The sequence below is a fragment of the Cupriavidus basilensis genome (genome assembly GCF_000832305.1).
Taxonomy (GTDB): Bacteria; Pseudomonadota; Gammaproteobacteria; order Burkholderiales; family Burkholderiaceae; genus Cupriavidus; species Cupriavidus basilensis_F.
Window position 1 is genome coordinate 822,375 of record NZ_CP010537.1, and the last position, 26,483, is coordinate 848,857.

Sequence of the window (26,483 nt, forward strand, 5' to 3'; positions counted from 1 at the left end):
CGAGACGGCCTGCGCCGCGTCCCGCTCCATCATAGGTTCACCTCGCCGCGTATGTCTGCGCAAGCCCGCAAGAGCCGCTCGATATCGTGATCGGTGTGACCGGCGTTTAGCGTGAACCGGACCAGGGAGTGGCGCTTTGGCGTGGCCGGGGCACAAAAGACCGCGCCGAACACCCCGCGCCGCTGCAGGGCGTTGCGTAGCCGCAGGGTATTGCGCTCGGTGCCGCTCTCCAGGCTGATGATCTGCTCGGTGCCTTCGGAGAGCGCGTATCCGAGACGAGCCAGTTCTCGGCGGACGAGGCGGGCCATCCGGTGCAGCCGAGCACGCCGCGCATGTGCCGTGGAAATGAAGGGCAATGCGGCGTCAAACCAGGCGATCTCGTGCGCAAGCAGGCCCGAGCTGAAGATGGCGGGACGAGACTCGCATGCGAAATACTCTTTGAACTCGCTCGAGCACGAGATGAAGCCCGCCCTGCCGGCAAAGGCTTTCGCAAGCGATGCAGTACGGAAGTGCACTCGTTCAGCCAGGCCCAGCTCGCATACCAGTCCGCGGCCGCCGGGGCCGTGCGTACCGAGGGAGTGGGATTCGTCGACCACGAGGATCGAGCCCGTTGCTTCGGCCAGCTCGACTAGCGCTGGAAGCGGTGCAACGCTCCCGCTGGTGCTGTAGACCGAGTCGACGGCGATGACTCCGGCACCGTGTTTGGCAAGCCGCGATCGCGCGTGCTGAACATTGTTGTGCAGGAACGGAACGAACCGGGCCCCGGCTGCTAGCGCGCCTTCGCGCAGCGAGGCGTGCGCGTGCATGTCCAGATACACGGGGATATCGGGGGCAGCCAGGGACTGGAGCAAACCAACGTTGGCCGCCCAGCCGGATTGGCAGATCACACCGTCTTCGGCACCGATGAAGTGGGCAAGGCGGCGCTCGAAGGCATGCTGGGGCGAGTCGCGATGCAGGAACGCCGACGATATGAGCAGCTCGCGCTTGTTGTTAAGCAAGACTTGGGCTTGGTGTTGCCGCAGGGCGGATTCGTCTAGCAAGCTGAGATAGTCATTGCTCGAAAAATGCACGGCATCCGGTGGGGGTGTCATGTCGCGCAGCGGATGCGATCCCCCCCATGCGTTCTGCAAGCGGTCCACGTAGTACTCGCGCAGACGGCGTGCGACGAAATCCGGGAAGCGGTCCGGTGCGCCACGGCGTTGCGCACCGCGTAGCTGGTGATCCAGATTTGTCATATTGAGCTTGATTGCTGCTGTGGCAGCCATTGGAAATGCCGACAAGCCGGGAATCCGGTGCATCCGAGGAAGCGGCGGCCGGAGTCCTTCATGACCCGGCCGATCAGGCGGCCGCCGGCACAGCCGGGGCAAGGCGAGCCGGCAACGGCAGGCACCGGTGCCGACGGGGGCTTCGCAGCCTGGCGGGCTGGCCCAGGCAGGTCCTGGCGAGCGCTCTTTCCCTGCACGTCTGCTGGCCGCACGCCCGGCTTGCCGCCTTCATCCGGTTGGGTGTAGTTGCAAGCTGGAAAGCCGCTGCAGCCCCAGAAGGGTCCTCGGGAACTGGTGCGCTGTCGCAAGGGCTTGCGGCAACGGGGGCAGGGATAAACAGGGCCTGCCGTCGACACCGAGGTGGCGCGACGTTGTCCAGGTCGGCCGTCGACGTCCGGCAGCGTGACGCTGCAGTCCGGGTAGCCTGAGCACCCCCAGAACGGCCCCTTGGCGCTCTTGAGCGATCGCATGGGCTTGCCGCATGCTGGGCACGGCTCAGTGCTGTCGGGCATGGCATGAGGCATGTCCGGTCGTTGTGGCGCCGTACGTGCGACGGACTTCAAGCGAGCGATGAGCTCGGACAACCAGGTGCTAAGCTCCCCCTCAAAGACCTCAAGTGTCAGGGTGCCTGCTTCCAGCTGCATCAGGCGGTCTTCCCACTCGGCAGTGAGCACCGGATCGGCCAACTGCGGCGCGTTGGCCTCGATGAGCGTGATCAGGGCCTCGCCTCGTGGCGTGGGCAAGACCTGTTTCTTCTCCGTGGCCAGGTAGTCGCGCTTGAACAGGTTTTCGATGATGGCCGCACGAGTGGCGTCGGTACCGATCCCTGCCTTCTCCTTGTTGCGCATGATCTTGCGCAACCGTTCGTCTTCGATCTCCTTGTCGATCGACTCCATGGCGGCGATCAAGGTGCCTTCGGTGTAACGCCGGGGCGGCTTGGTCTTCCTGGATACTGCGTCGCAGTGAAGGTTGCGGGCAGGATCGCCCGTTTGCGCTGACGGGAGGGCTGCGACATCCTCCGCCGGCGGGGCGTCCTTGGTATTCGGCTTGTCCTGTTCCTCGGGATAGGCGCGCTTCCAGCCTGGCACCTGTGGCGTCTTTCCGGAAACACGAAACCGCTCGCCGGCGCAGACCACCTCGATTACCGTCTTGTGGAAATGAAAGTCGCCGAGGAATTGCGCCAGGTAGCGCCGCGCGATCATGTCGTAGATCGTCTGCTCGGATTTCGACATATTGCCGACCGAAACCCGAGGATTGAGAGACGGAATGATCGCGTGGTGGGCGGTGATCTTGCGGTCATTGAAGGCTCGTGAGGTGCTGCTCGGATCGGCGCAAGCCAGCAGGCTGGCCATGTCGGGCCGTGCGGCCCGGATGCCCTGCAGAACCATAGCCGTTTCTGCGAGCATGGAGCTAGGCAGGTACTCGCAGTCCGTGCGTGGGTAGGTGGTCGCTTTGTGCTTCTCGTACAGCGCCTGGCAGGCGTCCAGGACTGCCTGTGCTTTGATGCCATAGCGGGCAGAAGCCTCTCGCTGCAGGCTGGCGAGGCTGAATAGCAGGGGCGGCGCTTCGCGCTCCGGCCCGGCCTCAACATGATCGACTCGACCAGGCTGGCCCCGAACCTTGTCCGCGACGGACTTGGCGGTCGCCGCCTGCGCCACGTGGCCATCCGGGTCGAGCAGCGCCGGCGCCGGGCGCCAGGCCATCGGCACCGCGACGCCGGCGAGCTCGAAGCTCGCCTGCAGCTCATAGTAGGCCTTCGGGACGAAAGTGCGGATCGCCCGCTCACGTCGCACCACCAGAGCCAGCACGGGCGTCTGCACGCGCCCGAAATGCAATGTTCCTCCTTTGCCGCCAGTGCCAAAGCCGGTGGTGAGCATCATGGTGACGTTCATGCCGGCGAGCCAGTCGGCGCGCGAGCGACCAAGGCCCGCGGCATACATCGGCGCCGTCTTGGCGCCCGGGAGCAGTTTGCCAAGCGCCTTGCGCACAGACGCATCGTCGAAGGCAGAAAGCCATAGCCTGGAGACAGGGCCCCGGTAGCCGGCGGCCTGCATCATCTCCCGGGCGATGACCTCACCCTCGCGATCCGCGTCGGTAGCGATCACCAGTTCGGACGCTTGCTTAAGCAGCCGAATGACGACACCGTACTGCGTCTTCACCGTCGGTTTGACGTCCAACTGCCACTGCATGGGGATTACCGGAAGCAGTTCGGGATCCCAGCGAGCCAAGCGCGGCTCGTAAGTTTCCGGCTTGGCTTGTTCGAGCAGGTGGCCGATGCAATAGGTGACCGTCACGCTGTCACCCGTGAAGCATCCGTTGTCGCGCTTGCGCGCGCCGACGTGTCGGGCGATCTCGGCGGCCTGGGACGGCTTTTCGCAGAGGTAGAGCTTCATTGACGTCCTACGTACTTCAGCAACTTATTGCCCATGGCGTGGCAAGTTCCGCCTCGTTGCGCCCGCATCGGCGGCACCGGTCAAGCGAAATGGTCATGTCGGGCACCCTCCTCGTCAATTTCTATCGGTTCTTCTCATCGGCATCGACTTCACTGGCCGATGCCCGGTCTAGCCCGTTGCGCACCGAATGGCGACGAGAACGGCAACGCGTCCAACTCCGCTTGTTTGGTCGCAACGCGAAACTGCTTGGCCGAGGCGGGATCAGCCTGCAATCGCTCAGCCATCACGCGCAACTCGGCCAGTCGCGCGTCGATGGGTGACGGATAGGCACGGCGCCATTCGTCCACTAGGAGAGAGACCTCGGGGTGATGCATTGCCTCGAGGCGCACTAGCAAGGCGCTCTGCGCCTCATTGCGCCGCGCCTGCGCGTCTGCGTGCCGCGAGTCCGCCAGGATCGCGCCAAAGAAGAAGTAGGCAATACAGCCCACAATGAGTGCTTTGAAGATGAAGCTCATCGTCACCCCTCACCCGCGCGGCAGATTCCGATGGCTTTAAACACGTTGATCGATTCACGATCACACCGGGCCTCGGTATGAAAAAACGTGCAGACCCCTTCGTGCATCTTGATGGATGTCACGTGTTGCTCCTATGCCTTGATATCCGAGGCGATGGTGCCGTCCGGCGCATAGTTGACGGTCCGGGTTCCAATGTCGTGGGCGGCATCGCGTGCCAGTTCCTGCAGCAGCCGGTTGGGGACAACCAGGTCCAGGTCGGCAAGCTTGGCGGCGTAGTACAAGAGATCCGTGTACCGGGTTACATGACGATCCAGCAGGTTGCTATACAGATACTCGTCCTCGGCATCCCGGGGCAGATCCGTGTAGCTCACCACCAGGAAGTGTCGTTGCAGGGGACGGTCCCATCCCATTAGGATGCAGACTGGGCGCCCATGATGGATCGATTGATAGAAATGCTGGCTCATGGAAGGGGTTCCAGATGTCGGTGCGCGGTAGTGCCAGGGTCAGAGTCCAGCGGAGCCGCCGCGGTGAAGGGCAACTGTCCAGTGGCTTCGTGCGCGCCAAACAGCGGCAAGCGCATTCGGGGATCGATGCAGCATGGTCGTAGCGGCTGCGGCCGAGACGTCTGGCTCAGCGGCCGCACGGCTCAGTCGAACGGGCGGTCGTCGTGTTGGTCGTGTGCGGGCGCGTTGTCGGCGGCATCTGACCGGCGCTTGGCCCGCATCTCGATGTGCTCCACGCGGTTCAGATTCAGAAAGAGGCTGTCCGCATTGACCTGGAGTGCATAGCGCATTTCGCCGCTGTCGCGGTCTTCGAACTTACCAACGGTCAGGCGCCCCTGGACGGTGATGCGCATACCTTTGCGCAGCAGCTTCATGACTTGATCACGCAGGCCATCACGCCAGATCGAGACCGAGTACCACTCCTGTTTGGCTTCGTCCGCGACATACTCGGTCTCACCATCGCGCTCGATGGGCTTGTATTCGTCGCACAGCATGCGTAGACGAACGACGGGGCCGTAGGTGGTGTTTTCCAGCGACGGGTTGTCGCCCATATTGCCGGTGACTTCAATGATGTTGGACATTGTCAAATTCTCCGTGAGATGAGCGATCGCTAATTCGGTGGCGTTGCGGGGCGTCGATGCTCACAGCAGTCGCTCCGTGCCGGCCCCACTCTTGCTGGCTTGCAGTGTCCGGAGTTGTGCACGCAAGGCGCGTTCGGAGTGGTTCAATTGCTCGGCCTGCAGACCCGCGCGGTTGAACCAATGGCGCATGGTTGGCTGCAGGCGGCGGATCAACTTCAGGGCGCGATCGGCCGTCAGATGCCTGTGATCGGAGGCGCGCCACCGCAATGTCACGCCATAGCCCTTGCGGGTGTACGTTTCGAGATAGCAGGGGCGACCTTCGACGGCCTTGGTCTTGATCGAGAGGTCCTTCATCTTTCCGTGGATGGAGTCGAGTTGTTCCATGAGGTCGCGTTGCCAGCGCATGTCGCTGTGTGCTCGGTAAATATCGTTGAAAGATAGCGGCGCACGTCTTGCGAATCCACCTGAAACCTGCGGCTTAACGTGCAGGTTTCTTGTTGACATAGCGAGCGCCGCGTGAGCCCAATCGGAGGCTGTTGCCAGTGAACGCGAGCGGCACGTGTGGTGTCTCCGGGCTGCCGCCGACATCGCGATGCAGCGATGCTGCTCCGCAAGGACCAGGCGGGTGGTTTGGCTATGGCCGCTAGCGATAAGGATCTTTGGTTTGTCGTTCGCCATCGCAACTTCCAGTTATATGAAACATCGCTGTGAACAGGCTCGTGTCTAGCATCGCCGATTACTATCGGACAGGCAGGCGTGGCGCTGCCATTGCAAGCGGTGCGCGAGAAGCGCATTCGGCCTGTGCCGGCCGATGGGTGCGCCGCGGACTCCAACGCGCTGCCCCTTACCCTTAAAGCCCTTTGTGCAACACACTTGTTGACAGAACGCAGGCTCACAGCAACGGCTCCTCATCTTCTGGCGCAGTCTCCGCAGTCAGCGACACGTTCTGGAGCACATCTCGCTGGGCAGCCGTTAGTCCGACACGGCGCTTTGTATGGCGGGGCAGGATCTCGCCGGTGAAGACCTCCCGCTTTACTTCCCCGAGCAGTAGTGTTGCGGCACGCACGCGTTTGCACGCAGCATCATCCAGGTCGCTCCAATCGGCTCGGCACAGGCCTTTGAGTCGGTCGTCCATCAGCTTGCGCTGTGCGGGGATCAACTGTTCAAAGATGGACCGGACCCGACTGGACAACTTGTAGAGGCTTTCTCGGCCTTCCTTGTCGTTGATCCGGGATTTGGCGGTCAGCGTTTTGATCAGCCTGGCGTAGAAGTCGAAGTCAAGGATCAGCTCGGCGACCATGTAGCCGTAGGGAGATCGAAAGCCCAGCTCCACGTCGATGGGCTTGCGGGATCGCATGACGGACAGTTTCAAGCCCCGTTGCTGGCTTTGTTCCAGCAGCCGGTTTCTGGCGGCAATCTCGGTCTCCAGCGTGCGGCGCAGGCTGTCAATGCGTTCGGTGGTAGCGATCAGGAGTTGATCGGCGTAAGGGTTGTCGCTGGCGGATAGCATCCAGATGGCCCGGAGCACTGCGCCGACCTTCTTGCCCGAGATCTCGCCGTTGGTGCGGCTATCGTCGCCGGAGCGGCCGATGAACAGACGGTACGCCTCACGTGTGTGCAGCGACATGGTGTCGGTTTCTTCGCCGATCAGTGTGCCGATCTGGTTCATGCCGACGGCCTCGTTGTCCGGTACGACTTCCTCGGCATAGTCGCGCAGTCTGCGGCGTGTGCGCTGGCGCTGCAATTGGTCGAGCCGGGAGCAGTACTCGGCGAATCGCGAGTACAACGGATCGTCCATGTCTGGATCGTCGGCTTCGATCAGGTGTTTCAGGGTTTCGGCTTCGGCATGGATGTCGTAGCCATCGGCGAAGGGGGAGTCCTTCGACACGGGGTGCGGCACTGGCAGCATCTTGCTGGTGCGTGTAGCCATAGGGAGCTCCGTTAGGCAATGAGTCGGTTGAATTCGGGGGGCAGGACGGCGGTGTCCAGTTTTAGCGTCTGCATGGCTAGCACGATCGCGCGGGCATTGAGGTGGTAGCTCCACGTCGCCCCGCGGGTCACGGTGAGCAGCCCTCTTGATTCAAGGCGCTTGGCGGCCTTGAACACCGTCATTCGGGAAATCCACCTGGCGAGGTCTGCCTCGATGATCCGTGTGGATCGACGCAGCGGCGCCCGATGGGCGCCCTCCCGGAGAAGGTAGGCGAGGAGTGTGGCTTGCCCCGAGACCTTGACCAGTCGCAGCATCTCGGTGAAGAGCGGTCCGCTCAGCCCATCGTCGGGCTCCGGCAGCAGCGGCCGCGGCGAAGGGGCGACAGGCAATTGCCGGAGGGCTTGCTCCATCTGGTTGAAGGCTTCGATGTACTTCACCTTCCATTGCAGAGCTTGCTTCCCAGTGAATCCCATTGCGAGAAGGGCAAAGCCGTCTCGGGTCATGAGGAAGGTTGGCATTCGACGAGTTGATCCGTTCGCTCCGGCCACGTCGCGGAACACCTCCTTAAAATTTAGGCGAAACGACTCCGGAAGATCTGCGAGCGTATTACGTATTGCTTGGACGACGTTGTCATGCCGCCGCCCAAAATGCTCGGCCACAGCCAGCGAAGTGGTAGTAATGGCGCCATTTGCGACAGAAATCCTAGGTTTTGTCGGTAGCATGGGGTTGCTCTCGTTTTCCTGATGTGGTAGGCGGAAAGGCGGTTCCACTGTCAACAGTGTTGACAGTGGAACCTTCGGTTGCTGGGGGTAAAACTGGTCCGGGGAGGTCGGGGTATTGCCCACGTTCACTGTCAACACTGTTGACGATGAACGGGTTGCCCCGGGTGGATCCGTTGCTTTTCATCAAACGCTTGATGGCTGCGAAATTTCTGCGCCCCTGTGCCCTCGACGTCTCGGTCGGTATGCCGGCACCAGTGTCTGGCGTTGCCGGTTGCATGGCAGCCTCACGGGCCGCTTTCATGCGAATGCCCTGGCTGGGAATAAAGACGCCGCGCCGGGCTTTCTCGGCAAGCCTCGCAAGATAGGCCAGCGGATTGCGCACCGTCTGCTTGCGGCGGTCGCCGGTGAGCTCGTCGAGGATCGATTGCGCGACAGGGGCAGCAAGACCTTGTAGCAACTCCGCTGCGGCTGCGTGTTCCGCTGCGAGCAGACAGTCGGGATAGGCCAGGGCCTTGGGGTTCAACGTCTTCGCCAATGCACCACCACCACCAATCGGGGATGCATCGAGGGGCGATCGGCTCTCGATTACCACCGTGGTTTGGTGGTGGTTATTTGAAGGTTTACTCGCGTTAACTAGGAGTTCTGACGTTTTCGCACAACTGGATGTGCGCTTTCGACAAGAGTTGTTGTGCGTTTCCGTCAAAACTTGTTGTGCGTTTTCGTCAGGAGTTGTTGTGCGGTTTTGACAGGAGTGGCTGTGCGAAAACGTCAGAACTTGTTGTGCGTTTTCGTCATGAGTGACGCGCTTGACTGCGTGTTTTTCAGCTAACGCCCTGTTGTGCGTTTTCGTCAGAAGTGGTGCGATGAGTGTCTGATCGGCCAGCAGTGCGCAGACCCGAGGCAGATCCAGGCGGATCAATTGGCGGCCATAGAGCGTCGAATCGCGCTTGCAGTCGAGTAGAGCGAGTGCTTCGAGGTGATCGCGAGCGGTGCGCAACTGGCGCTCGCTCAATGCCAGACGGTCCAGGCGCAGATCTGCTGTCTCGATAAATCCATCGGCACGCAGATCGCCCCGTTTGACGGCTTGCCGCGTCGCGTTGACCAGGCGTGACAGGTAGATGCCGCCCACCGCGCCGCCAGCTAGCGTGGCCAGTGGGGCGTAGCAGCTGTGGGCGGCGCCCAGGAGCAACCGCATGGCTTGTTCGTTCCAGGTCCAGGTGCTCTCCGTACCCACGCTTGCCGCGTATCGGTGCAGATGGGCTGCCAGGTCATCGAGGCTCAGTCGATAGTGCAGGCGGCAAGGCATCCCCAGGCGCGTTTCTTGAAGCAAACCGAGGGATAGCAGTTGGCGGCGTGCCGAGGCCTGTTCGCGCGCGGTGAGGCCGGTGGCATCGGCCCAGTCCTCGCGGGTCTTCCAGAACCAGCCATCGCGCTCGGGTGCGCGCGTGGAGAGATCCCGCGTCACGTAGAGGGCGTGCCCTAGTAGCAGTGCTGCCTTGGGGCTACCGGTGACGATGGCCAGCGTTGGAAAGTACGTGACGAAACGATGGCCAAGGATGGCCATCAGTTGGGACAGGCCGTGCGCACCCTGCATGCGCGCGCTGGCAAAGGCATCGGGCCGCAGCTGTGCGGTCATTGCACGGGCTAGCTACGTGGCCCGCGCTGGGCGGTATGCGCGACGATGCGCTCCCACAGCCGCGTGGCGTCGACGCGATAGATGGGCACCGGCGGCTGGCCGCGTGTCGCCTCGGCTAGCAGGCTCAGGCGCGTCAAGGCACGGCGCGCGGTCTGTTGCTCGAAGCGGTTCAGGCCGGTATCGGCTTGCCATTCGTCTGGACTGCAACGGAACCAGCCGTTGGCGTCCGCCTGGGTCTCCGAGAGCATCACGGCATGGCTGAGCATGAGTGCGGCCAGGATACTCTGGGTAATATCGACGAAGACCCGGTGGAAGGTGACAGGTGGCTGCAAGACTTCGAGAATGACGGAAGGCGTGAAGGGGGTGGCGTCGGCCATCAGCGCGTCGGCGGCATCGAACAGGTCGCCTGAGGGGCCGGATGTGGGCAGGCGGCTCATTCGGCTTGCTCCTGGGAGGGGAGCCGGACCAGACCGAGTTCCGGGTGTTCGACCACGAAGGCGGCCATCTTCAGATACGCCAGGGTCGGCGCTCGCTCGCAGGCTGCGAATGCATCAGTCAGGGTGGCGGCCTTGCCAGTGAGCAGGGGTACGGCGATCGAGTTGCCCAGGACGCCGTCGAAGGCGGGATGGGCGCGCTCCCACTGGAAAGGCAGGGCGGGGGCGATCGTGCACTCCAGTTGAGCCACGCTGGCTTCGTGCCCGGCGATGCTGGCCTTCCACGTCCTGTGATCCACGGTGTGCCAGGCAGCGTTACCTGCGACGCGGGTCTGGATGCGCGCCCCGAGTGCGGCCTGGCAAGCGGCCTCGACCGTGGGCGCTTCGCCACGAGCGCGCAAGTAGTTGCCCTCGTCGAGCTTCTTCCACAACTCCCAATAGAACCCAGCGCTGCGATCGTGATAGTTGCGGCGCACGGTTAAATGGATGCCGCTGTCCTCGTCGTGGCGAGTGAGAGAGTCGCCAGAAGCGGAGCCCACGTGGCCCCGCCATGTGTGGCCGTCCACGATGACCAGCGGGAAATCGTCGTGCTGATGGCCTTCTGCGCGCGGCAAGTCGTTGACGAAGGGAAGGTATTCGCGCTTGCTCATGGTTGCTCTCCTGCTTCGTTGACGACGGCGTAAAGCGTTTCGAGGGAGTAGGTGTGGAATTGCTGGTGGAGCTTGCGGTAGCGAACCCGCAGGTCGGTGTTCTCGCGCAGGGCGGCCCACGATCTGTCGATCTCCTCGCGAGTGTCCGCGTCAGGCAGGCTGGGCCGTCCGACACGGCGCTCGCTGGCGTAGCTGGCGCGGTAGCCATCGATCATGTCGCGGCTGAGTGTGAAGAAGCGGCGCAGCATGGCGATCGAGGCGCGGTTGGCGACGAAGTAGAACAACAGCTCTTCCTGTTCTGCGCGAGCGCGCAGGGTGCTGAAGGCAAGGTCGAGGCCATCGGGATCGACCAGGACGCCGATGACCGGCTGCTCCATCTGGCCAAGGCGCACGATATCGGCGGACTGGAGGGCGCGTAGCCGATCAATCTGGGCCGGGTCCAGGCCCGCCTGGACGAGCGGGGCCAGGTTCCCGCGTTCGAGGTGCTCCATCAATTGCAGGATGACCATGACCCGCAGATTGGGGCTGGAGATCTGGATCAGGCTCATGGCGTCACTCCTGTTTTAGCGTGCTGCGTGAGGGGGTGGAATTCGTGGAAGGCTTGGATGGTCAGGAACAGTGCCTTGCGCACTAGTGGCCCGGCTCGGTAGAGCAGGGCGGGATCCATCTGGCCGAGGACGACACTGGTGTCGGCGAGAATGCGGGCGTGGAGTGCCTCACCAGCGAGGGTGGGCCAGATGAGACCCTCCGGCATGCGCCGTGCGATCTCGGGATCGAGCTGGCCGGAGAGGCTGACCAGGAAGTGCCAGACCAGAGGGCGATCGGGGTCGTCGGCGGTCCCTCCAAAGGTCTTGTCCTTGGGCAGGTCGATGAAGAAGCCATAGGGCGCGGCCTCGACCTCATGGAAGCAGTGGCCGATGGGGGCGAGCCGCGCCAGCTCGTTGAGCCTGGACATAAAAGCGGCGCGGACCTTGGCGTAGACCTGGTCGGGGGTGACGGCGATACCGCCCGGGGTCTGCATGGCGCTGGGCGGGGGCACGGCGGAGCCCGGCGATGGCGGCATTGTCTCGGCGGTATCGCCTGGCGTCCCGGTCGTTTGACGCGTGGCGGGCACGTCGGAGCCATACTCCGGATCGATGGCATGCTCGCCGGGCATCAGCGGATCGACCCAGTCCGGGGGGCTCGTGTCGGGCAGGATTGGGACGTCCGCAGGGCCGGATGGCTCGGTCGCGGACGCAGGTGCGGTCTCACGGCCGTGGGCCTGTAATTCACCGAGGGTCATCTCCGGGAATTGCTCAATCAGGCGCAACATGGTGGTCACGCGCTCGGGATCCACGCCGAGCCAGGGGGCGAGCCGCGCCGCGGAGAGATCGAGCAGTTGATTGACATTCACAGGCGTGCCGGCTTCAAGCCCGGCGGCCAGATCCTGCTGCGCGGGGACAAAGACCTCCGGGACGAACGTGTTTTCGTCACCGACAAAGCGGGACGCCAGGCGCTTCTGGAGGGCAAAACCGGGCTGGATCTGGCGCACCGACAAGCTGGTGAGGTGGGGGCCGAGGGATGTCAGCGTATGGGTTGCGAAGATGTACTGGCTAAGCGTGGTGCGATTGGTGGGTAAGCCGATACGCTTCAAATGGCTTTCCAGGTCGCGCAGCGAGATGGTTGTGCCGGTGTCCACCTGCAGGGCATCACGCAGGTTCAGGATGCCGGTAGCCTTGTCCCAGAAAGACATTTCGCCCCTGACGTCGTTCTCGATCAGGTGGCTGGCCAGCACGTCGCTCTCGCTTTTCCAAGTGCGGTAGATGCACATCACCGTCCCAAAGCGCGGATCCTCGGTTTCGAGCCACAGTTCCTGCAGCGCGCGCAGCCGAGTGTTGCCACCCTTGCCCAGCATGTAGCGCAACGTATTGGGGCGGCGGGTCACGATCAGTGGGTTCTCCAAGCCCTTGGCCCGGATAGATGCCTTGATGTTCTCGTACTCGGGGTTCGGCGTGGTGCGTGGATTCCGGTCGTAGAAGTCGATCTCCATCACCGGGAGGTCGATGGTGCTCGCATCCGTCATGGCATACGGCGACAGCCCGGTCACGGCCGCCGGCGGATTGGGAACCTGCAGGCTGTCGTGGACCATGGTCTTGAGCCGCTGGCGCACGTCGTCCTTGGAGACGGCCTTGAGGCCTTGCTTCTCGGCGAGTTCGACGGCGCTCATGCTGCGTGGCACGGGAATGGCCTTAGCCTTGCTCATGGCCGCTCTCCTCGACAGTCGGGGCGGCCGGCGCCGTGGTGACCGTAAAGCCACCGGCGTAGACGTCCTTCAGGCTGGGAATAAGCTCCCAAACCAGCTCGTGCATGACTTGGGAGGCACTCTTCATCGTCCCCGGATGGCGGGTCTCATGGCGATGGACGGGGATGCGCTTGGTGGAGGCCTCGGTGTAGGCCTTGGCGAGGGGGACGGGGGTATTTAGCAGGGTGACGCGCCCGCCCATGGGGATGAAGTCCTCGCGCAGGGCCTGCGCGACGTGCTTGGCATCGGCCGTGCGGCTTTGCTTGTAGAGCACAGCCCTGACAGGCCCCAGGCGGAAGCCGAACTCGGGGCCGACTTCCAGGCGCTCGAGCAATTCCATGGTGCCGGTGGTGAACTCGCGAGCGGCGAGCGTCTCGGGAACGACAGGGAGGATGATCTGGGAGGCGGCGAGGGCGGCGTTGTTCTGGAGGTGACCAGCAGCGCCCTGGGTATCGATGATGACGACGTCGTAGTTGTCATCGGACATGATGGGGGAGGCGAGCGCACGGGACAGGCGGAACATGCCGTCGGCCCGGGTGGCGAGCTTGTGCTGGATGGCACCTTCCGGGTCATCGCTGAGGATGATGTCCAGGCCATCGATCTCGGTGTGGGAGATGCATTCCTGGGTGATGGCACCGTGGTCGATGACGTAGGTCAGGCCTTTGGGGGCCTGGTGGGAGAGGGGGTAGTACTTGGAGAGTGAGGGCTGGATATCGGCGTCGATGAGGAGGACGCGCAGGCCCATATCGGCGAGCAGACCGCCGAGGGACGCGGCGAGCGTGGTCTTGCCGACCCCGCCCTTGGTGGACAACATGCAGAACTTGATCATTTTCTAGCGCTCCGGAAGTGAAAACTTCGGGCGGCGGAAGATGTCGGGCGAAAAAAACAGAAAAGCCCACATCACTGCGGGCTAGTTTTACGATACAATTCGCGTCCCCCCGATTTGGGGCTCAAGTCAGCGAGGCCTCGGGACTGTTAATCCGTAGGTCCCTGGTTCGAGCCCAGGTCGGGGAGCCAAATAAGCGGGAGTAGCTCAGTTGGTAGAGCGCAACCTTGCCAAGGTTGAGGTCGCGAGTTCGAGCCTCGTCTCCCGCTCCAGACATGATGTCCACGGACTTCCATCGAAGTCCGCTGGTCTTTGAAAAAAGGGGCTTCGGCCCCTTTTTTCATTCCATCTGCCACAACGGCACTACATCGTCGTGTTGAGACTCGTATGTCCAGGCTGAAGTCGTTGCCTGCGGTTCCGATGATCTTTTGTCCTGCAATCGAGGCCGCCACGACGATATGCAAGGATTGAGCGGCGCTCGACCCCGCATGGTCAGTGGCGGTGACTTCTAAGTCCGGATTCCCGGCATCGCCGCTGCTCGCTTTGCCGCTGAACGTGCGGGTAGCCGCATCGAAGCTCAGCCAGGCCGGCAGACCGCTGCCATCGCTGCGCGTTGCGCTATACGTCAACTTGTCGCCCGCATCCACGTCGACGAACAGACCATCAGGCAGCGTGTACTTCCACAGAACCGCTCCCGCAACAGTCTGCGCAGCCATCTGCGCCCCGACTGTGGGCGCGTCGTTCGTGTTGGCAATGGTGATGCCCGGTGTCGTAGCCGCACTCGCGCCTGTCGCGTCAGTGGCGGTCACATTGAGAACAAGGCTGCCGATATCTGCGTTGAGCGGCATACCAGTGAACGTCCGCGTCGCCGCATTGAACGTCAACCACGAAGGCAATGCGGCATCATGGCGAGCGTCGCATTGAAACTCAGGGCGCCGCCATCCCTCGCAGCAAATGTGTCAGCGGGCAGCACGAAGATCCACGCGGCATCTTCCGTGACATTCTCGCGCAGATAACCGCGAGGGACGAGACAATCAGCGTCGCTGATTGTAGGAGAGGCAACAGTCTTATCTAAGTAGGGCCAGCCTCTCGCCGCCTCTTAGCGCGTGTCTGGCACTCGGGGGCAACTCAATCTGGAACCGTTCAACGACGAGCCGGATGTGGCAGAAATCGACGGGGCTTACGAGCCAATGGTATCTGACGACGCGCTCGAGGCACGCCACCTCCTAAGACGCCGGATGAGACGTTGACTCGCAGTACGTCAGCGCAAGTTGCTTGCACGCTCTTGGGGGCTATCTATTTCGGTGGCGGCTCACACCGCGCGTCTGGTCGACTGGCATACGCGCCTCCGCGTTGCCGCCGGCGACCACGCGCTGCACCCGAAGCGCGAAAAGACCGGCATCAGGCCGCCGACGATGTAAATGCCGCACGATGTCGCCAGCTCGGAGCTCGGAGCTCAGGCGTCAGCGGCGATGTCAATATCGCGGGTCTCGCGGAAGAAGCACAGCGCAACCAGGGACAGGATCGTCCAGCCAACGGGATACCACAGGCCGCAGAGACTGTTGCCAGTCTGGGCCGCGATGGCGAAAACGAAGGTCGGCAACAGCCCGCCTACCCAGCCGGTAGCGAGGTTATACGGTACACCCATCGAGGTGTAGCGGATGCGGGTCGGGAACATCTCCACCAGCGCGGGACCGATCGTCATCACGGTCAGTATCGAGCTGGCGAAGAAGAGCGCCAGCAGGAGAAGCACCACCGTTACGTTAAAGGCCTTCGGATCGCTCTTGCCGGGATAGCTGTACTTTTCCAGCGCCGCGTGCAGCGCCTGCGACAACTGGCTTGATTGTGCCTTTGCCTGATCCGCAGACATGCCGCCTGCATCGTAGGCGTCCAGGACGTCATCGCCGATCCGGATCCTCGCGGTCGTGCCAGGGGCGGCGTCGATGATCTGGTAGCTGGCGCCCGCGTTGGCCAGGGCTTGCTTGACCAAGTCGCAGGACGAGGCGAACTTGCGATTACCCAGCGGATTGAACATCAGCGAGCAGGCCGCACGGTCCACTTCGATAGAGATAGGCGCCTTGGCCTGTGCGGCGGCAAGGGCGTGATTGGCGTAAATCACGAGTCCCTTGAACACCGGGAACGCCAGCAGCGCGCTGGTAAGAAAACCCACCAGCAATACCGGCTTGCGGCCAAATCGGTCACAAGCCCATCCGGCCAGAGGAAACACGGGGACGCAGAGTGCGGTAGCCAGCAGGACGACCGTATTCACCGTGGTGGGATCCACTTTCAGGGACTTGGTGAGGAAGAACGTCGGATAGAGCGCAGCCATGTAGTACATGGACGTCATCCCGGCGCACAACGCGAAGGCGATGACGATGCGGCCGAGATTGGCGCGATCCAGCAATGCGTCGCGCAACGGCGCCTTCGACAGCTTGTTTGCGCTGCGCAGCTTGCGGAACGCGGGCGATTCATCCATGCGAACGCGCAGCAGCAGTGAAACCAGCAGCATCACCGATGCGGCGAGGAACGGCAGGCGCCAGCCCCAATCGTCGAAGCTGTCGCCGGCGATGGTGCGCGAAGCCAGGATCACGAGGAATGACAACAGCAGGCCGACGGTTGACGACGCTGTGGTCCATGACATGTTGAGCCCACGGCGGCGACCGGGGGAATACTCGGCAACGTAGGTCAGGGCGCCAGTATACTCACCGCCCGCGGAAAATCCTTGCAGAATGCGCAGGCAGAGCAGCGCAATTGGCGAGACGATGCCCGCCGAAGCATAGGTGGGCAGGCAACCGACGCCGATCGTCGCGCCGCCCATCATGCAGATAGTGATCATGAACGTCCGCTTTCGGCCGATCATGTCGCCGATGCGTCCGAACACCAGTGCGCCCAGTGGACGCATCATGAAGCCGACCGCGAACGTCAGCAGCGCAAAGATGAAGGCCGTGGACGGATCCACGCCAGCAAAGAACTTATCCGCCAGTACCGAGGCCAGCGCGCCATACAGGGCAAATTCGTACCACTCAAAGATGGTGCCGATCGAAGCGGCCCAGATTGCCCGCGACATCGGGCTGGTTGCGTCGGGCCCGTGGGCGATGGCTGTCTCCGTTCTGACGGGACTGTTCATGGTCATGGCTCCTGGAATTGCGGTATGTCCCGCAATGTGAGGATCCAGTGGCCGCCAAGCGGCCGTCAACGTACGGGCCGAAGCCATTCCGTACTTTGAAAGGGCACATGGCGCGAAGGACTGCGTGTATTGCCCCCGCGTGCGTCGCGCAAATTGCCCACCGGCGCGCAACATCACCTATTTCATGTTCTACCTGAAGTTGCGCATGGCTGTGGCGCATCCGTTGTCGTGAGCGCGTAGTTGCCGTCTGCGTAGTCCACGGCGACTCGCCACTTCAATCCCTCGGAATCGCCGTTTCGAAGGAGGCCAGTTGGAGAGACGGTGGCGCACCTCTACGCTTCGCGCATGCGTCAGGTCCAAGCAGATGCAACGCAACGCATATCCAGCGAAGGAGCGTATCAGCAATGCATGACTTTCCTCTTGACGGCGTGGTGGTGGTCGAGCGGAGTGACAGCGCTTCGGCGCCGTTCGCCGGCCAGATCCTTGCGGCGCTCGGCTTGGGGGCCGAGCAAGTGGAAGGGCAGCGGCGCGGCCTTCCATGCCATCAACTGCGGCAAGCGCTTCATCAGCCTTGACATCAAGGATCCCGATGATCTTGCCACGCTTGCCGGACATGCGATATGGCGCAACCAACCTGGGCGCCATCAGCTTGACGGTATGTCCGTGCACGCGAAACAGCCGAGTTCAATGATGCGCGCCCGAGCAAGCCTCCATGCCAATCAGACAAGGGGGTAACTCGGCAATGAGCATGGCCAACTGATCATGGGCAACTCTCGGCTTGACGAGAAGTGGTTTGCCTGCCGCATCGACCCCATGAACGGCAAATATGGTCTTGGCCAGATCGATCCCCACGGTAACAATGGACATGGACTTCCCCTCCTGTGGTCTTGATGGCGTTTCGACAAGCCATCATGCACCTCGATGCCGACTTGCGGCTTCCGCCGCTGCCTCGGGACGGGGAAGTCCCTTCCATTCGATTACCCCAAATAGGGCCAACGCGGAGCAACGGAGAGCGCTGTAGCAGCTTGTACGCGGGTAGAGGTATCGATGCTCACGGTAAGCTTTATGTTGAAACGGGAGGCGAGGAAGTCAAGCCAACCCGCTTCGTACGCCCCACATCGAGCACCTTACTAGCGAACTCCGAACCGTTGTCCACGTTGGTGGGCGTCGACAAGCCTTGCGTCTCCTTCAGTCGTTCAAGCCCGCATACACGGCAACGAGGTGTCTACCTCGAATGGCGAGTGCACACACGTGCAAACACTGCGCTTGAACAGCCGCGACTGCATGTCCCGCAACACGCCCAACTAACTCGACTCGACATCAATTGCGCCTGAGCCGGTTGGTGTTTTCCCTAGCTTCTGCCACATTGTATTTAGGCCATTAAGACGCTAATATTTGGCCATGACAACGTTGTTTATAGGCCGGTGATACGCAACTAAGAGGCAGTTTGTCGAGACTGACATCTTGCATGGTTGCACTGCCCTGACTGTCTCTTTGCACCTATGCCAAGGCGTCGGCGTTTGCGAAGGTCGCTGCACATTGGCTCGCCGCGGAGGTGTAGCAGAGCCTTCCAACCAGGGTGGGCGTGCGGTCGAAGCGTTCCGATATCTGGTTCGCCGGCCTCTGTATAGCTTGCCCAGCCGCTTTCTGCGAAGCGTCATCCACATCATATGCAGTTCAAAGTAATGAACCACGATACGCAAGTTACTACAGCGCTCCAAGCCCGCCTGCGCGACCCTTCACTGCTGGAAACGCGCGCCTGGTTGGCCTCGGGATGGCAAGAGGCATCCGGCGGACGCTCGTTTGCGGTGACCAATCCTGCCACGGGCGAGATCCTGGCCCGCGTGGCCAGCCTGAGCGGTGCCGAGGTTGAGTCCGCGATCACGGCCTCCGCACAAGCGCAGGCCGTGTGGCAGCGCCGCAGCAGCCACGAGCGGGCTAAGCTGCTGCGTGCCTGGTTCGATCTGATGATTGCCAATGCCGACGACCTGGCTCTGATCATGACCTCGGAGCAGGGCAAACCGCTGGCCGAAGCGCGCGGCGAGATCCTTTACGCGGCGTCGTTTGTTGAGTGGTTCGCGGAAGAAGCCAAGCGCATCTACGGTGACGTCGCACCGCATCCGCAGACCGACAAGCGGATTCTCGTCATTCGCCAGCCGGTCGGCGTTTGCGCGGCCATCACGCCGTGGAATTTCCCGGCAGCGATGATCACCCGCAAGGTGGCACCAGCCCTTGCCGCGGGCTGTTCGATTATCGTGCGGCCGGCCGACCTGACGCCGCTGACCGCACTTGCGCTGGCAGTGCTGGCCGAGCGTGCCGGCATTCCCGCCGGTGTGCTTCAAATGGTGTGCGGCCCATCGCGCGAGATCGGCGCGGTCCTGACGGCCAGCCCGGTCGTGCGCAAACTGTCCTTCACAGGCTCGACCGAGGTTGGCCGGGTGCTGATGAGCCAGTCGTCGCCGACGATCAAGCGGCTGTCGCTCGAGCTGGGCGGCAACGCGCCGTTCATCGTGTTCGACGATGCGGATCTCGATGCCGCCATCGAAGGTGCGATGGCGTCGAAGTACCGCAACAGCGGGCAGACCTGCGTATGCGCCAACCGTTTCCTGGTGCAGGACGGCATCTACGATCGCTTCGTCGAGGCGCTGGTGCGCCGCGTGGCGGAGCTCAAGGTCGGCAATGGTGTCGAGCCAGGCGTGCAGCAGGGGCCGTTGATTCAGAAGTCCGCGTGCGAACACCTGCAAGCCATGATCGACGATGCCGTCGGCAAGGGCGCGAAGGTCGTCGTCGGCGGCAAGGGCCATGCATTGGGTGGCACGTTCTTCGAGCCAACCGTGATCGCCGGCGCCACGCCGGACATGCGCGTGGCTCGCGAGGAACTGTTCGGTCCGGTAGCTCCTGTGTTCCGCTTCCGCGATGAGGCCGAGGCGATTGCTCTGGCCAATGACACCGAGTACGGCCTTGCCGCCTATCTCTACACCCGCGACAACGCGCGCATCTGGCGCGTTGGTGAAGCGCTGGAGTACGGCATGGTGGGCCTGAACACCGGTCTGATTTCCAACGAGGTGGCCCCGTTCGGCGGCGTGAAGCAGTCCGGCCTCGGCCGCGAAGGCTCGCGATACGGCATCGACGAATACCTGGAAATCAAGTACCTGTGCGCACAGGTCTGACCACGGCGCAACCGACAACACCAAAGAGCAAGAGAATGGCTCAATTCCAACAGCCGGTACGTTTCGACACGGTCCCTTCCATCCTCCAGGAATGGGGCGCCGCGCGCCGCCTGGGAGAGATCCTGGCTGCATGGACCGAGCGCCGCAGTGTGCTGGTCGTCACCGATGGTGGCCTGCACAAGGCCGGGGTGCTGGAGGGCGCCAAGGCATCGCTGGCGGCAGCCGGCTTCCGCGTGACCGTGTTCGACGAAGTGGTGGCCGATCCGCCTGAGGCGGTGCTGCTGCGCTGCGTCGAGCATGCGCGCGCGGCCCGTGTCGATCTCGTGATTGGTCTGGGTGGCGGCTCGTCGATGGACATTGCAAAGCTGGCGGCCGTGCTGGTTGTCTCCGGGCAGCCGCTGGCCGAGATGTACGGCATCGGAAACGTCAAGGGCGCACGCGTGCCGCTGGTGCAGATGCCGACCACGGCCGGTACCGGTTCGGAGGTCACCAATATCTCCATCGTGTCGGTCGGCGAGACGACCAAGATGGGAATCGTCGCGCCCCAGCTTTACGCAGACCGAGTGATCCTGGACGCCGAGCTGACCGTCGGCCTGCCGCGGCAGCACACCGCGGCCACGGGGATCGACGCCATGGTTCACGCCATCGAGGCTTACACCAGCAAGCACAAGAAGAACGCCATCTCCGATGCGCTCGCGCGTGAGGCGCTACGCCTGCTATCGGCCAATCTGCTACCTGCATGCGAGAACGGTAACGACCGGGGCGCGCGCGAGGCGATGCTGCTTGGCGCGACGCTCGCCGGCCAGGCCTTTGCCAATGCGCCGGTTGCGGCCGTGCATGCGTTGGCGTATCCGCTGGGTGGGCATTTCCATATCCCGCACGGTCTGTCGAACGCGCTGATGCTTGGGCCGGTGTTGCGCTTCAACGCCGCAGCAGCGGCTGCGCAGTACGCAGAGCTGGCTGGTGCGCTGGGCATCGGTCAGGCAGACGGCGATGACGAAGCCCGCACCGCGGCCTTTATTGGATTCATGGAGGATCTGATGGATCGGTCCGGTGCGCCGCGGCGGCTGCGCGATGCCGGTGTCACGCGCGAAAGCCTGGCGATGCTTGCTGCGGACGCCATGCAGCAGCAGCGCCTACTGCAGAACAACCCGGTCGAGGTGCAGCAAGCCGACGCCCTGCGGCTCTACGAACAGGCGTACTGAGGAGGGAGTGGGGCGCTCGCTGGACCGGCGCAGACCGGCGCGCCACTGCCTGGAGAAACGCGTGTTGGCCCACGCCAGGCGCGAAGCCTGAACTTGGCCTGCGATGCGGTCGGGCACGGGGCAGGCTGGCATCTACCAATCCATTGCAATAGAGGGGCCCGTCGTCGGGCGGGGCCCGCAGCACAGGAAGTGAAGCATCATGAGTAACGTGGAAACCAACGGTCACTACAAGGTTGTCATCCTCGGCGCCGGATTCGGCGGGTTGGGCATGGCGGCCCAGTTGAAGCAGGCGGGCATCGATGATTTCGTCGTGCTGGAAAAGCGCCCGGCGCTGGGCGGCGTTTGGCGTGACAACTCCTACCCCGGCGCGGCGTGTGACACCGAATCGCACCTCTATTGCTACAGCTTCCATCCGCATCTGCGCGTGAGTGCCATGTACGCGGGCCGCGACGAGCTGCTTGGCTACATGGAATCGCTCGCAGCCCGTTTCGGACTCGATGCCCACCTGCGCTTCAACAGCGAAATCCGCAGCGCGGTCTGGGATAAGGCCGATCGCCTCTGGCGCTTCGAGCTGGCCGACGGCTCGCGCCTGACTTCGCGCTTCTTCGTGCCGGCCTGGGGCCAGCTCAACCGACCGTTGATTCCCAAGGTGCCGGGACTGATCACCTTCAAGGGGGAATACTTTCATTCCGCCGACTGGCGCCATGACGTGGATCTGCGTGGCAAGCGCGTCGCCAGCATTGGTAACGCGGCCAGCGCGGTGCAGTACGTTCCCGAGATTGCGCCGGTGGTGAACCATCTGACCGTGTTCCAACGCAGCGCCAACTGGATCATGCCGCGCAATCAGATTGTCTTCACCACGGAACAGCTCGATGAATTTCAGCGCGATCCGGTACTGTTCGAGAAGAGCCGCGAGAGGCTGCATGCATTCCGAGAGTCAGGCTTCGAGCGCACCCGCGTCGGCACCGATGCGCAGCGCGAAGGCAAGCGCCTGGCGCTGGAGCATTTGCAGCGCAGCGTGGCCGACCCGGCCCTGCGTACCAAGCTCACGCCTGACTATGAATTTGCCTGCAAGCGAATTCTGCGCTCCGACGACTACTATCCGGCCCTGACACGCGACAACGTCACGCTCGAGACGGCCGGAATCGAGGCGTTTGTCGAAGAGGGCATCCTGACCAAGGATGGCCGCGTGCACGCTTTCGATGTCGTGGTGTTCGGCACCGGTTTTGAGAGCCAGGCATTTCAGGGTGACCTGCAGGTCAGCGGCCTCGACGGTTCGCTCGCCGATGCCTGGGCCGACGGCCCGGAAGCCTACCTCGGCATGGCGGTACCGGGCTTCCCGAATCTGTTCATGATCTATGGCCCGAACACCAACCTGAACCACAACTCCATCCTGTCGATGCTGGAGATCCAGCAGCGCTACATCATCGATGCGATTCGCGGCATCGAGGCTTCGGGCGTTGGTGCGTGCCAGGTCAGCAAGGCGCGATCCGACGACTACAACCGTGCGCTGCAGGCGGCGATGGGCGGCTCGGCGTTTTCCGCCGACTGCTCAAGCTGGTACAAGAACGCCCAGGGCAAGGTCATCAACAACTGGTCCGGCACGGTGGACGAGTACCGCGCGGCGGTGCGCTGGGATCTCGGCGCATTCGAGCAGGTTTGACGGGGGCAGGGACTTGTCTTCGGAACTCTCCTGGCAGCCGCTAAGCGAGGTGGCGGAGGATGCGCGGCCCATGGTGCAGGCGTTCCGCGAGGCGGGCGGCCTGCACTACGGCAGCCAGGCGCCGGAGCCTTCGCGTGCGAACTTTGCCCGGGCCTGCGGCCTGCACGGCTTGAAAGACATCGACGGCGTTGACCACCGCGACATCATGGTGCCAGTGACCGACGGTGAGATTCGGGTGCGGCTGTACCAGCCCGACGAGGCGGAGTGCGCGGGCGGCAAGGGGCCGTTGGCCGTGTTCCTGCATGGCGGCGGCTGGGTGATTGGCAGCATTGACACGCATGACGGCATTTGCCGACTGCTGGCGCGGCAAAGTGGCTGCATCGTCGCGTCGGTGGAATATCGCCTTGCCCCGGAACATCAATGGCCCGTGCCGCTACGGGACTGCGAGCAGGCACTCGGCTATCTGGTAGCCAATGCGGCTGCGTTGTCCATTGACGCCAGCCGCGTGGTGCTGGCTGGCGATAGCGCGGGCGGCAGTATGGCGACCATCATCAGCAACGCGCCGGCTACAGGGGCGTACCAGGTCGTAGGCCAGGTGCTGCTCTATCCGGTGACGGACCTTACAGCAAGCCGGCCGTCCTATGGCCGCTTCCAGGGCGGACTGCCGCTCGTCGCAGAATCGATGCAATGGTTCCGTGATCTGTACGTGCCCGCAGGCACACCGCTTGACCAGCCTGCCTTGTCGCCGCTGCTACACGCAGAGGGCCGCCGTCAGCCTCCGATGTTTATCACCACGGTTGGCCTGGACCCACTCTGCGACGAAGGCATTGAATACGCGGCAATGGCGGCGCGGGCAGGTGGCTTGCTGGAGCATCACCACCTGCCTCGTCACATGCACGGCATCTTCACGGCGGCAGGGCGCATCAGCACTGCGCAGAATCTGCTAGAGCGTGCGGGCTTATTCATTCGCCGACTTTCTTCGCATTCGTGAAGCGTTGCTTCTGATGGGTGACGATGAGGTCGCCTTCTCCTGACGTGTGGCACGCGAGCTAGCGCGTGTGCTGATCGCTGCGCCAGGCATGCCGCGCCGATCCTGCCGGTCTTGACTCGCACTTCGGCAATTTGCCAGGCGTGCAAGGCATGACCCCATTCGCCTTACCATGCGCGGATCGGTTCGGTCGACCGCCCGCGTGAATCTCAGCCCCCTTGAACACGGAATTCTCGACGCTCCTGGCGATGGAGCCGGCGTTGTCGCGAGTGCGCCTCCCTCAGTCGCTCCAGTTCCGGCCCTCCCTCCGATGGCAACGCGACACTCGCGCGTGCTGAAGCGTTGCGCTGCGGCGATCGAACCGCCGAATCCACACCAGCACGCGTAATGAACCGGTTGGACATCGTTTGCGTCCCGCTTGGTTGGTATTTTCCCTAGCTTTTCCCACCTTGCAGATAGGCCAGTGCAACGCTAATATTAGGCCATACAAACGCTATGTGTAGGCCGTCAATACGTACTCGTAAGGCGATGCACAGTTGGGTGTCGCCCAGGTCGGTACCGCACCGCGCGTCACGCGCCCGTGCTGGCTTTCTTGGCGGCGAGGCGATCTTCAAATGGCAGCCCGAAAACACACGCCGGGGCAACAGCGCTATTGGCGTTTTCTTCCACTCCGCGCACCTGTTTCCATCAACGCATCTATGCAGGGAGGCTCAAGCCATGGCAGCGAGCAATAGGCGTCAATCGATCGTCCCGGCCCCTTTCCAAGGGCACTACGACGCGTATCACTTCTCGCCGGCAACGCGTGTGGGCGACATGGTGTGGGTGTCTGGCCAGGTTGGGGTGGACGCCGACATGAAGCCTGCGCAGGGGATGCAAGCGCAGGCGCAGATCGCATTCGAATGCCTGAAGCGCGTTCTCGAAGAGGCGGGCGCAAGCCTGGCCGATGTTGTTGAGCTCACGACGTTTCACACGGACCTGCATGGCGACATCGATGCATTTGTCGCCGTCAAGGACCAGTACTTTCCGAGCCGCTATCCGTCGTGGTCAGCGGTGGGGGTGACGCAGTTGGCCTTGCATGGATTGCTTATCGAGATTCGCGCAATGGCCGTGGCCGGATCCGGAGAGGAATGAGCGCTTGAGGCGGCCGGACATGCTGGCTGCAAGGCGAGAGATATTGGAAGGAGCCCATGATGAAGAAGCAACGCATTGGAGTCGTATCCGCTATCGCGGCCGCAGTATGTTGTGTGATCGGCACCGCCGCCATGGCGGAAGACCTCACACCCGAGGGCGCTGATCGCTCTGCCAGCAAGGACGGTAGCGTCTCGGCCTACGCTGGCAAGCAATCCCCCGAAGCCGGATGGGAGTGGGGCAAGTACCGCGGCGATTTCTGGAAGCACAAGAACGAGAAGCCGCTGTACTCGATCGATGCATCGAACATCGACAAGTACGCAGACAAGCTGACGCCCGGCCAGATCCAGCTCCTCAAGCAGAAGAAGGGCTATCGCATGGATGTGTATCCGTCGCATCGCGAATGCCAGGTGCCTGACTTCGTTGCGCAGAACTCTAAGGCGAACGTGACGGGAGCGAAGCTCGATTCGACGGGAGAGCAGATGCAGACCGCGACCCTTCCTGGTGTTGCGTTCCCCCAGCCCAAGAACGGCGCAGAGGCGATCCTGAACTATATGTATCGCTACCACGGTGAGGGTCTGGAATGGCCGAAGATGGTCACCTCCATTTCCCCGCGCCCGGGCAGCAACGAATGGATCGACGTGATCTCTCCGCAGCATGCCTTCTTCCCCTGGGGCAAGCCGGGCAAGACGACGCCGCAGGATGTTGATCAACTGAGCAGTGCGGCCTTCTTCAAGATGGAATCGCCACCGGCGCTCGCTGGGCAGGCGTTCGTGCAACGTCAGTATTTCAACAAGCCTTCGGAGACGTTCTACTACTTCCCGGGCCAGCGACGTGTTCGTCGCATGCCGGCCTATACGCACGATGCGCCGGTCATTGGCATGGAGAACCAGTACCTGATCGATGAGGCCAACATGTTCTACGGCACCATCGACCGGTTCAACTGGAAGCTCGTCGGCAAGAAGGAACTGCTGGTGCCGTACAACGCGTTCGGCATGTACAAGTTCAAAACCAACCTGCACGACGTTGCCACGCCCGATGGCATTGCTTCGGCCAACCGTCGCTACGAGATGCACCGCGTCTGGGTGGTTGAGGCCACGCTCAAACCGAGCGCGCGCCACGTTGCATCCAAGAAGGCCTTCTACCTCGATGAAGACAGCTGGCTAGCCCTCATCGGCGAAGACTATGACGCCCAAGGCAAGTTGTGGAAGGTGCGCGAGAGCTACCCGATTCCGGTGTGGGAGTTGGGCGGCACGTGCGACAACATGCCCTTCGCGATGTACGACCTCAGCAATGGCCGTTACGTGATGGATCAAACGACGTTCGGGCAGGGCAAAGACATCCATTGGTACGAGCAGATCAATGATCCGCGCTTCAAGACGGACTTCTTCACGGCCGAAACCCTGCGCGCGGTGAGCGAGCGCTGAACGTGGCCGCATGAGCGGGGACCGGCACGCACTTGAGGA

At 62.7% G+C, this 26,483-nt stretch carries 22 protein-coding genes, 2 tRNA genes and 2 pseudogenes; 9 read left to right on the top strand and 17 right to left on the bottom strand.

Annotation, left to right across the window (positions count from 1 at the left end):
* Positions 1-29: 29 nt before the first annotated feature.
* The 14 genes from cqsA to RR42_RS24530 all read right to left on the bottom strand — a co-directional run bounded on the left by cqsA (position 30) and on the right by RR42_RS24530 (position 13,739).
* Positions 30-1,265, bottom strand: a complete 1,236-nt coding sequence (gene cqsA / locus RR42_RS24465; protein ID WP_330218538.1) for an alpha-hydroxyketone-type quorum-sensing autoinducer synthase — start codon at positions 1,263-1,265, stop codon at positions 30-32.
* Positions 1,232-3,658, bottom strand: coding sequence for a DNA topoisomerase 3 (locus tag RR42_RS24470; RefSeq protein ID WP_052494930.1), 2,427 nt, complete (start codon positions 3,656-3,658; stop codon positions 1,232-1,234). The genes cqsA and RR42_RS24470 overlap by 34 nt, the downstream gene beginning before the upstream one ends.
* Before the next feature lie 149 nt (positions 3,659-3,807).
* Entirely contained in the window at positions 3,808-4,173 is a 366-nt protein-coding gene (locus RR42_RS24475; RefSeq protein WP_043353770.1) for a hypothetical protein, read from the bottom strand.
* 131 nt (positions 4,174-4,304) lie between these two features.
* Positions 4,305-4,637 carry a hypothetical protein gene (locus RR42_RS24480; protein ID WP_043353772.1) on the bottom strand — a complete coding sequence of 111 codons (333 nt, stop codon included), beginning with the start codon at positions 4,635-4,637 and terminating at the stop codon, positions 4,305-4,307.
* A 182-nt stretch (positions 4,638-4,819) separates the two neighbouring features.
* Positions 4,820-5,257, bottom strand: coding sequence for a single-stranded DNA-binding protein (gene ssb, locus RR42_RS24485; RefSeq protein WP_043353774.1), 438 nt, complete (start codon positions 5,255-5,257; stop codon positions 4,820-4,822).
* A 60-nt stretch (positions 5,258-5,317) separates the two neighbouring features.
* A complete protein-coding gene (locus RR42_RS24490) occupies positions 5,318-5,641 on the bottom strand; it encodes a hypothetical protein (RefSeq protein ID WP_144409940.1) in 324 nt (107 codons plus the stop codon).
* A gap of 508 nt (positions 5,642-6,149) precedes the next feature.
* A complete protein-coding gene (locus RR42_RS24495; protein ID WP_052494931.1) occupies positions 6,150-7,187 on the bottom strand; it encodes a PFL_4669 family integrating conjugative element protein in 1,038 nt (345 codons plus the stop codon).
* A gap of 11 nt (positions 7,188-7,198) precedes the next feature.
* Positions 7,199-7,909: a Rha family transcriptional regulator gene (locus RR42_RS37905; protein WP_082055090.1), complete on the bottom strand. Its 711-nt coding sequence runs from the start codon at positions 7,907-7,909 to the stop codon at positions 7,199-7,201.
* The gene (locus RR42_RS24505) at positions 7,890-9,545 is read right to left on the bottom strand and encodes a hypothetical protein (RefSeq protein ID WP_043353777.1); all 1,656 of its coding nucleotides are present in this window, start codon (positions 9,543-9,545) and stop codon (positions 7,890-7,892) included. Before RR42_RS24505 ends, RR42_RS37905 begins: the two co-directional genes overlap by 20 nt.
* Positions 9,546-9,553: 8 nt before the next feature.
* Complete coding sequence (locus RR42_RS24510) at positions 9,554-9,982, bottom strand: hypothetical protein (protein WP_043353779.1); 429 nt, start codon at positions 9,980-9,982, stop codon at positions 9,554-9,556.
* Entirely contained in the window at positions 9,979-10,629 is a 651-nt protein-coding gene (locus RR42_RS24515; protein ID WP_043353780.1) for a hypothetical protein, read from the bottom strand. Before RR42_RS24515 ends, RR42_RS24510 begins: the two co-directional genes overlap by 4 nt.
* Positions 10,626-11,177, bottom strand: coding sequence for an STY4526/YPO1902 family pathogenicity island replication protein (locus RR42_RS24520; RefSeq protein ID WP_043353781.1), 552 nt, complete (start codon positions 11,175-11,177; stop codon positions 10,626-10,628). Before RR42_RS24520 ends, RR42_RS24515 begins: the two co-directional genes overlap by 4 nt.
* Positions 11,174-12,871 (bottom strand): ParB family protein, encoded by a 1,698-nt coding sequence (locus tag RR42_RS37910; protein WP_052494933.1) that lies wholly within the window; start codon positions 12,869-12,871, stop codon positions 11,174-11,176. Before RR42_RS37910 ends, RR42_RS24520 begins: the two co-directional genes overlap by 4 nt.
* Positions 12,858-13,739, bottom strand: a complete 882-nt coding sequence (locus RR42_RS24530) for a ParA family protein (RefSeq protein WP_052494934.1) — start codon at positions 13,737-13,739, stop codon at positions 12,858-12,860. Before RR42_RS24530 ends, RR42_RS37910 begins: the two co-directional genes overlap by 14 nt.
* A 106-nt stretch (positions 13,740-13,845) precedes the next feature.
* Here RR42_RS24530 and RR42_RS24535 point away from each other — a divergent pair.
* Together RR42_RS24535 and RR42_RS24540 are read left to right on the top strand one after the other, a co-directional pair.
* Positions 13,846-13,927: transfer RNA gene (locus RR42_RS24535), tRNA-Asn, on the top strand.
* 5 nt (positions 13,928-13,932) lie between these two features.
* Positions 13,933-14,008 (top strand) — tRNA-Gly (locus tag RR42_RS24540).
* A gap of 189 nt (positions 14,009-14,197) precedes the next feature.
* On the opposite strand, the pseudogene RR42_RS41800 reads toward RR42_RS24540, so the two are convergent.
* Together RR42_RS41800 and RR42_RS24545 are read right to left on the bottom strand one after the other, a co-directional pair.
* Positions 14,198-14,632 (bottom strand): annotated as a pseudogene (locus RR42_RS41800) (putative Ig domain-containing protein); the annotation flags it as partial.
* A gap of 560 nt (positions 14,633-15,192) precedes the next feature.
* A complete protein-coding gene (locus RR42_RS24545) occupies positions 15,193-16,863 on the bottom strand; it encodes an MFS transporter (RefSeq protein ID WP_082055289.1) in 1,671 nt (556 codons plus the stop codon).
* 404 nt (positions 16,864-17,267) lie between these two features.
* Here RR42_RS24545 and RR42_RS39895 point away from each other — a divergent pair, with 404 nt between their 5' ends.
* Positions 17,268-17,438, top strand: coding sequence for a hypothetical protein (locus RR42_RS39895; RefSeq protein ID WP_236702269.1), 171 nt, complete (start codon positions 17,268-17,270; stop codon positions 17,436-17,438).
* A 19-nt stretch (positions 17,439-17,457) separates the two neighbouring features.
* On the opposite strand, the pseudogene RR42_RS24550 reads toward RR42_RS39895, so the two are convergent.
* Positions 17,458-17,730, bottom strand: a pseudogene (locus RR42_RS24550) (IS110 family transposase); the annotation flags it as partial.
* A gap of 818 nt (positions 17,731-18,548) precedes the next feature.
* On the opposite strand from RR42_RS24550, the gene RR42_RS24555 reads away from it, so the two are divergent.
* From RR42_RS24555 to RR42_RS24580, 6 genes are all read left to right on the top strand, one after another.
* A complete protein-coding gene (locus RR42_RS24555; protein WP_043353786.1) occupies positions 18,549-20,033 on the top strand; it encodes an NAD-dependent succinate-semialdehyde dehydrogenase in 1,485 nt (494 codons plus the stop codon).
* Between the two features lie 35 nt (positions 20,034-20,068).
* The gene (locus tag RR42_RS24560) at positions 20,069-21,238 is read left to right on the top strand and encodes an iron-containing alcohol dehydrogenase (protein ID WP_043353788.1); all 1,170 of its coding nucleotides are present in this window, start codon (positions 20,069-20,071) and stop codon (positions 21,236-21,238) included.
* 199 nt (positions 21,239-21,437) lie between these two features.
* Complete coding sequence (locus RR42_RS24565; RefSeq protein ID WP_052494936.1) at positions 21,438-22,901, top strand: flavin-containing monooxygenase; 1,464 nt, start codon at positions 21,438-21,440, stop codon at positions 22,899-22,901.
* A 70-nt stretch (positions 22,902-22,971) separates the two neighbouring features.
* Positions 22,972-23,892: an alpha/beta hydrolase gene (locus tag RR42_RS24570; RefSeq protein WP_063778459.1), complete on the top strand. Its 921-nt coding sequence runs from the start codon at positions 22,972-22,974 to the stop codon at positions 23,890-23,892.
* Between the two features lie 714 nt (positions 23,893-24,606).
* Entirely contained in the window at positions 24,607-25,020 is a 414-nt protein-coding gene (locus RR42_RS24575; RefSeq protein ID WP_043353792.1) for a RidA family protein, read from the top strand.
* Positions 25,021-25,076: 56 nt separating this feature from the next.
* Entirely contained in the window at positions 25,077-26,444 is a 1,368-nt protein-coding gene (locus RR42_RS24580; RefSeq protein WP_173430728.1) for a DUF1329 domain-containing protein, read from the top strand.
* The last annotated feature ends 39 nt before the right edge of the window (positions 26,445-26,483 follow it).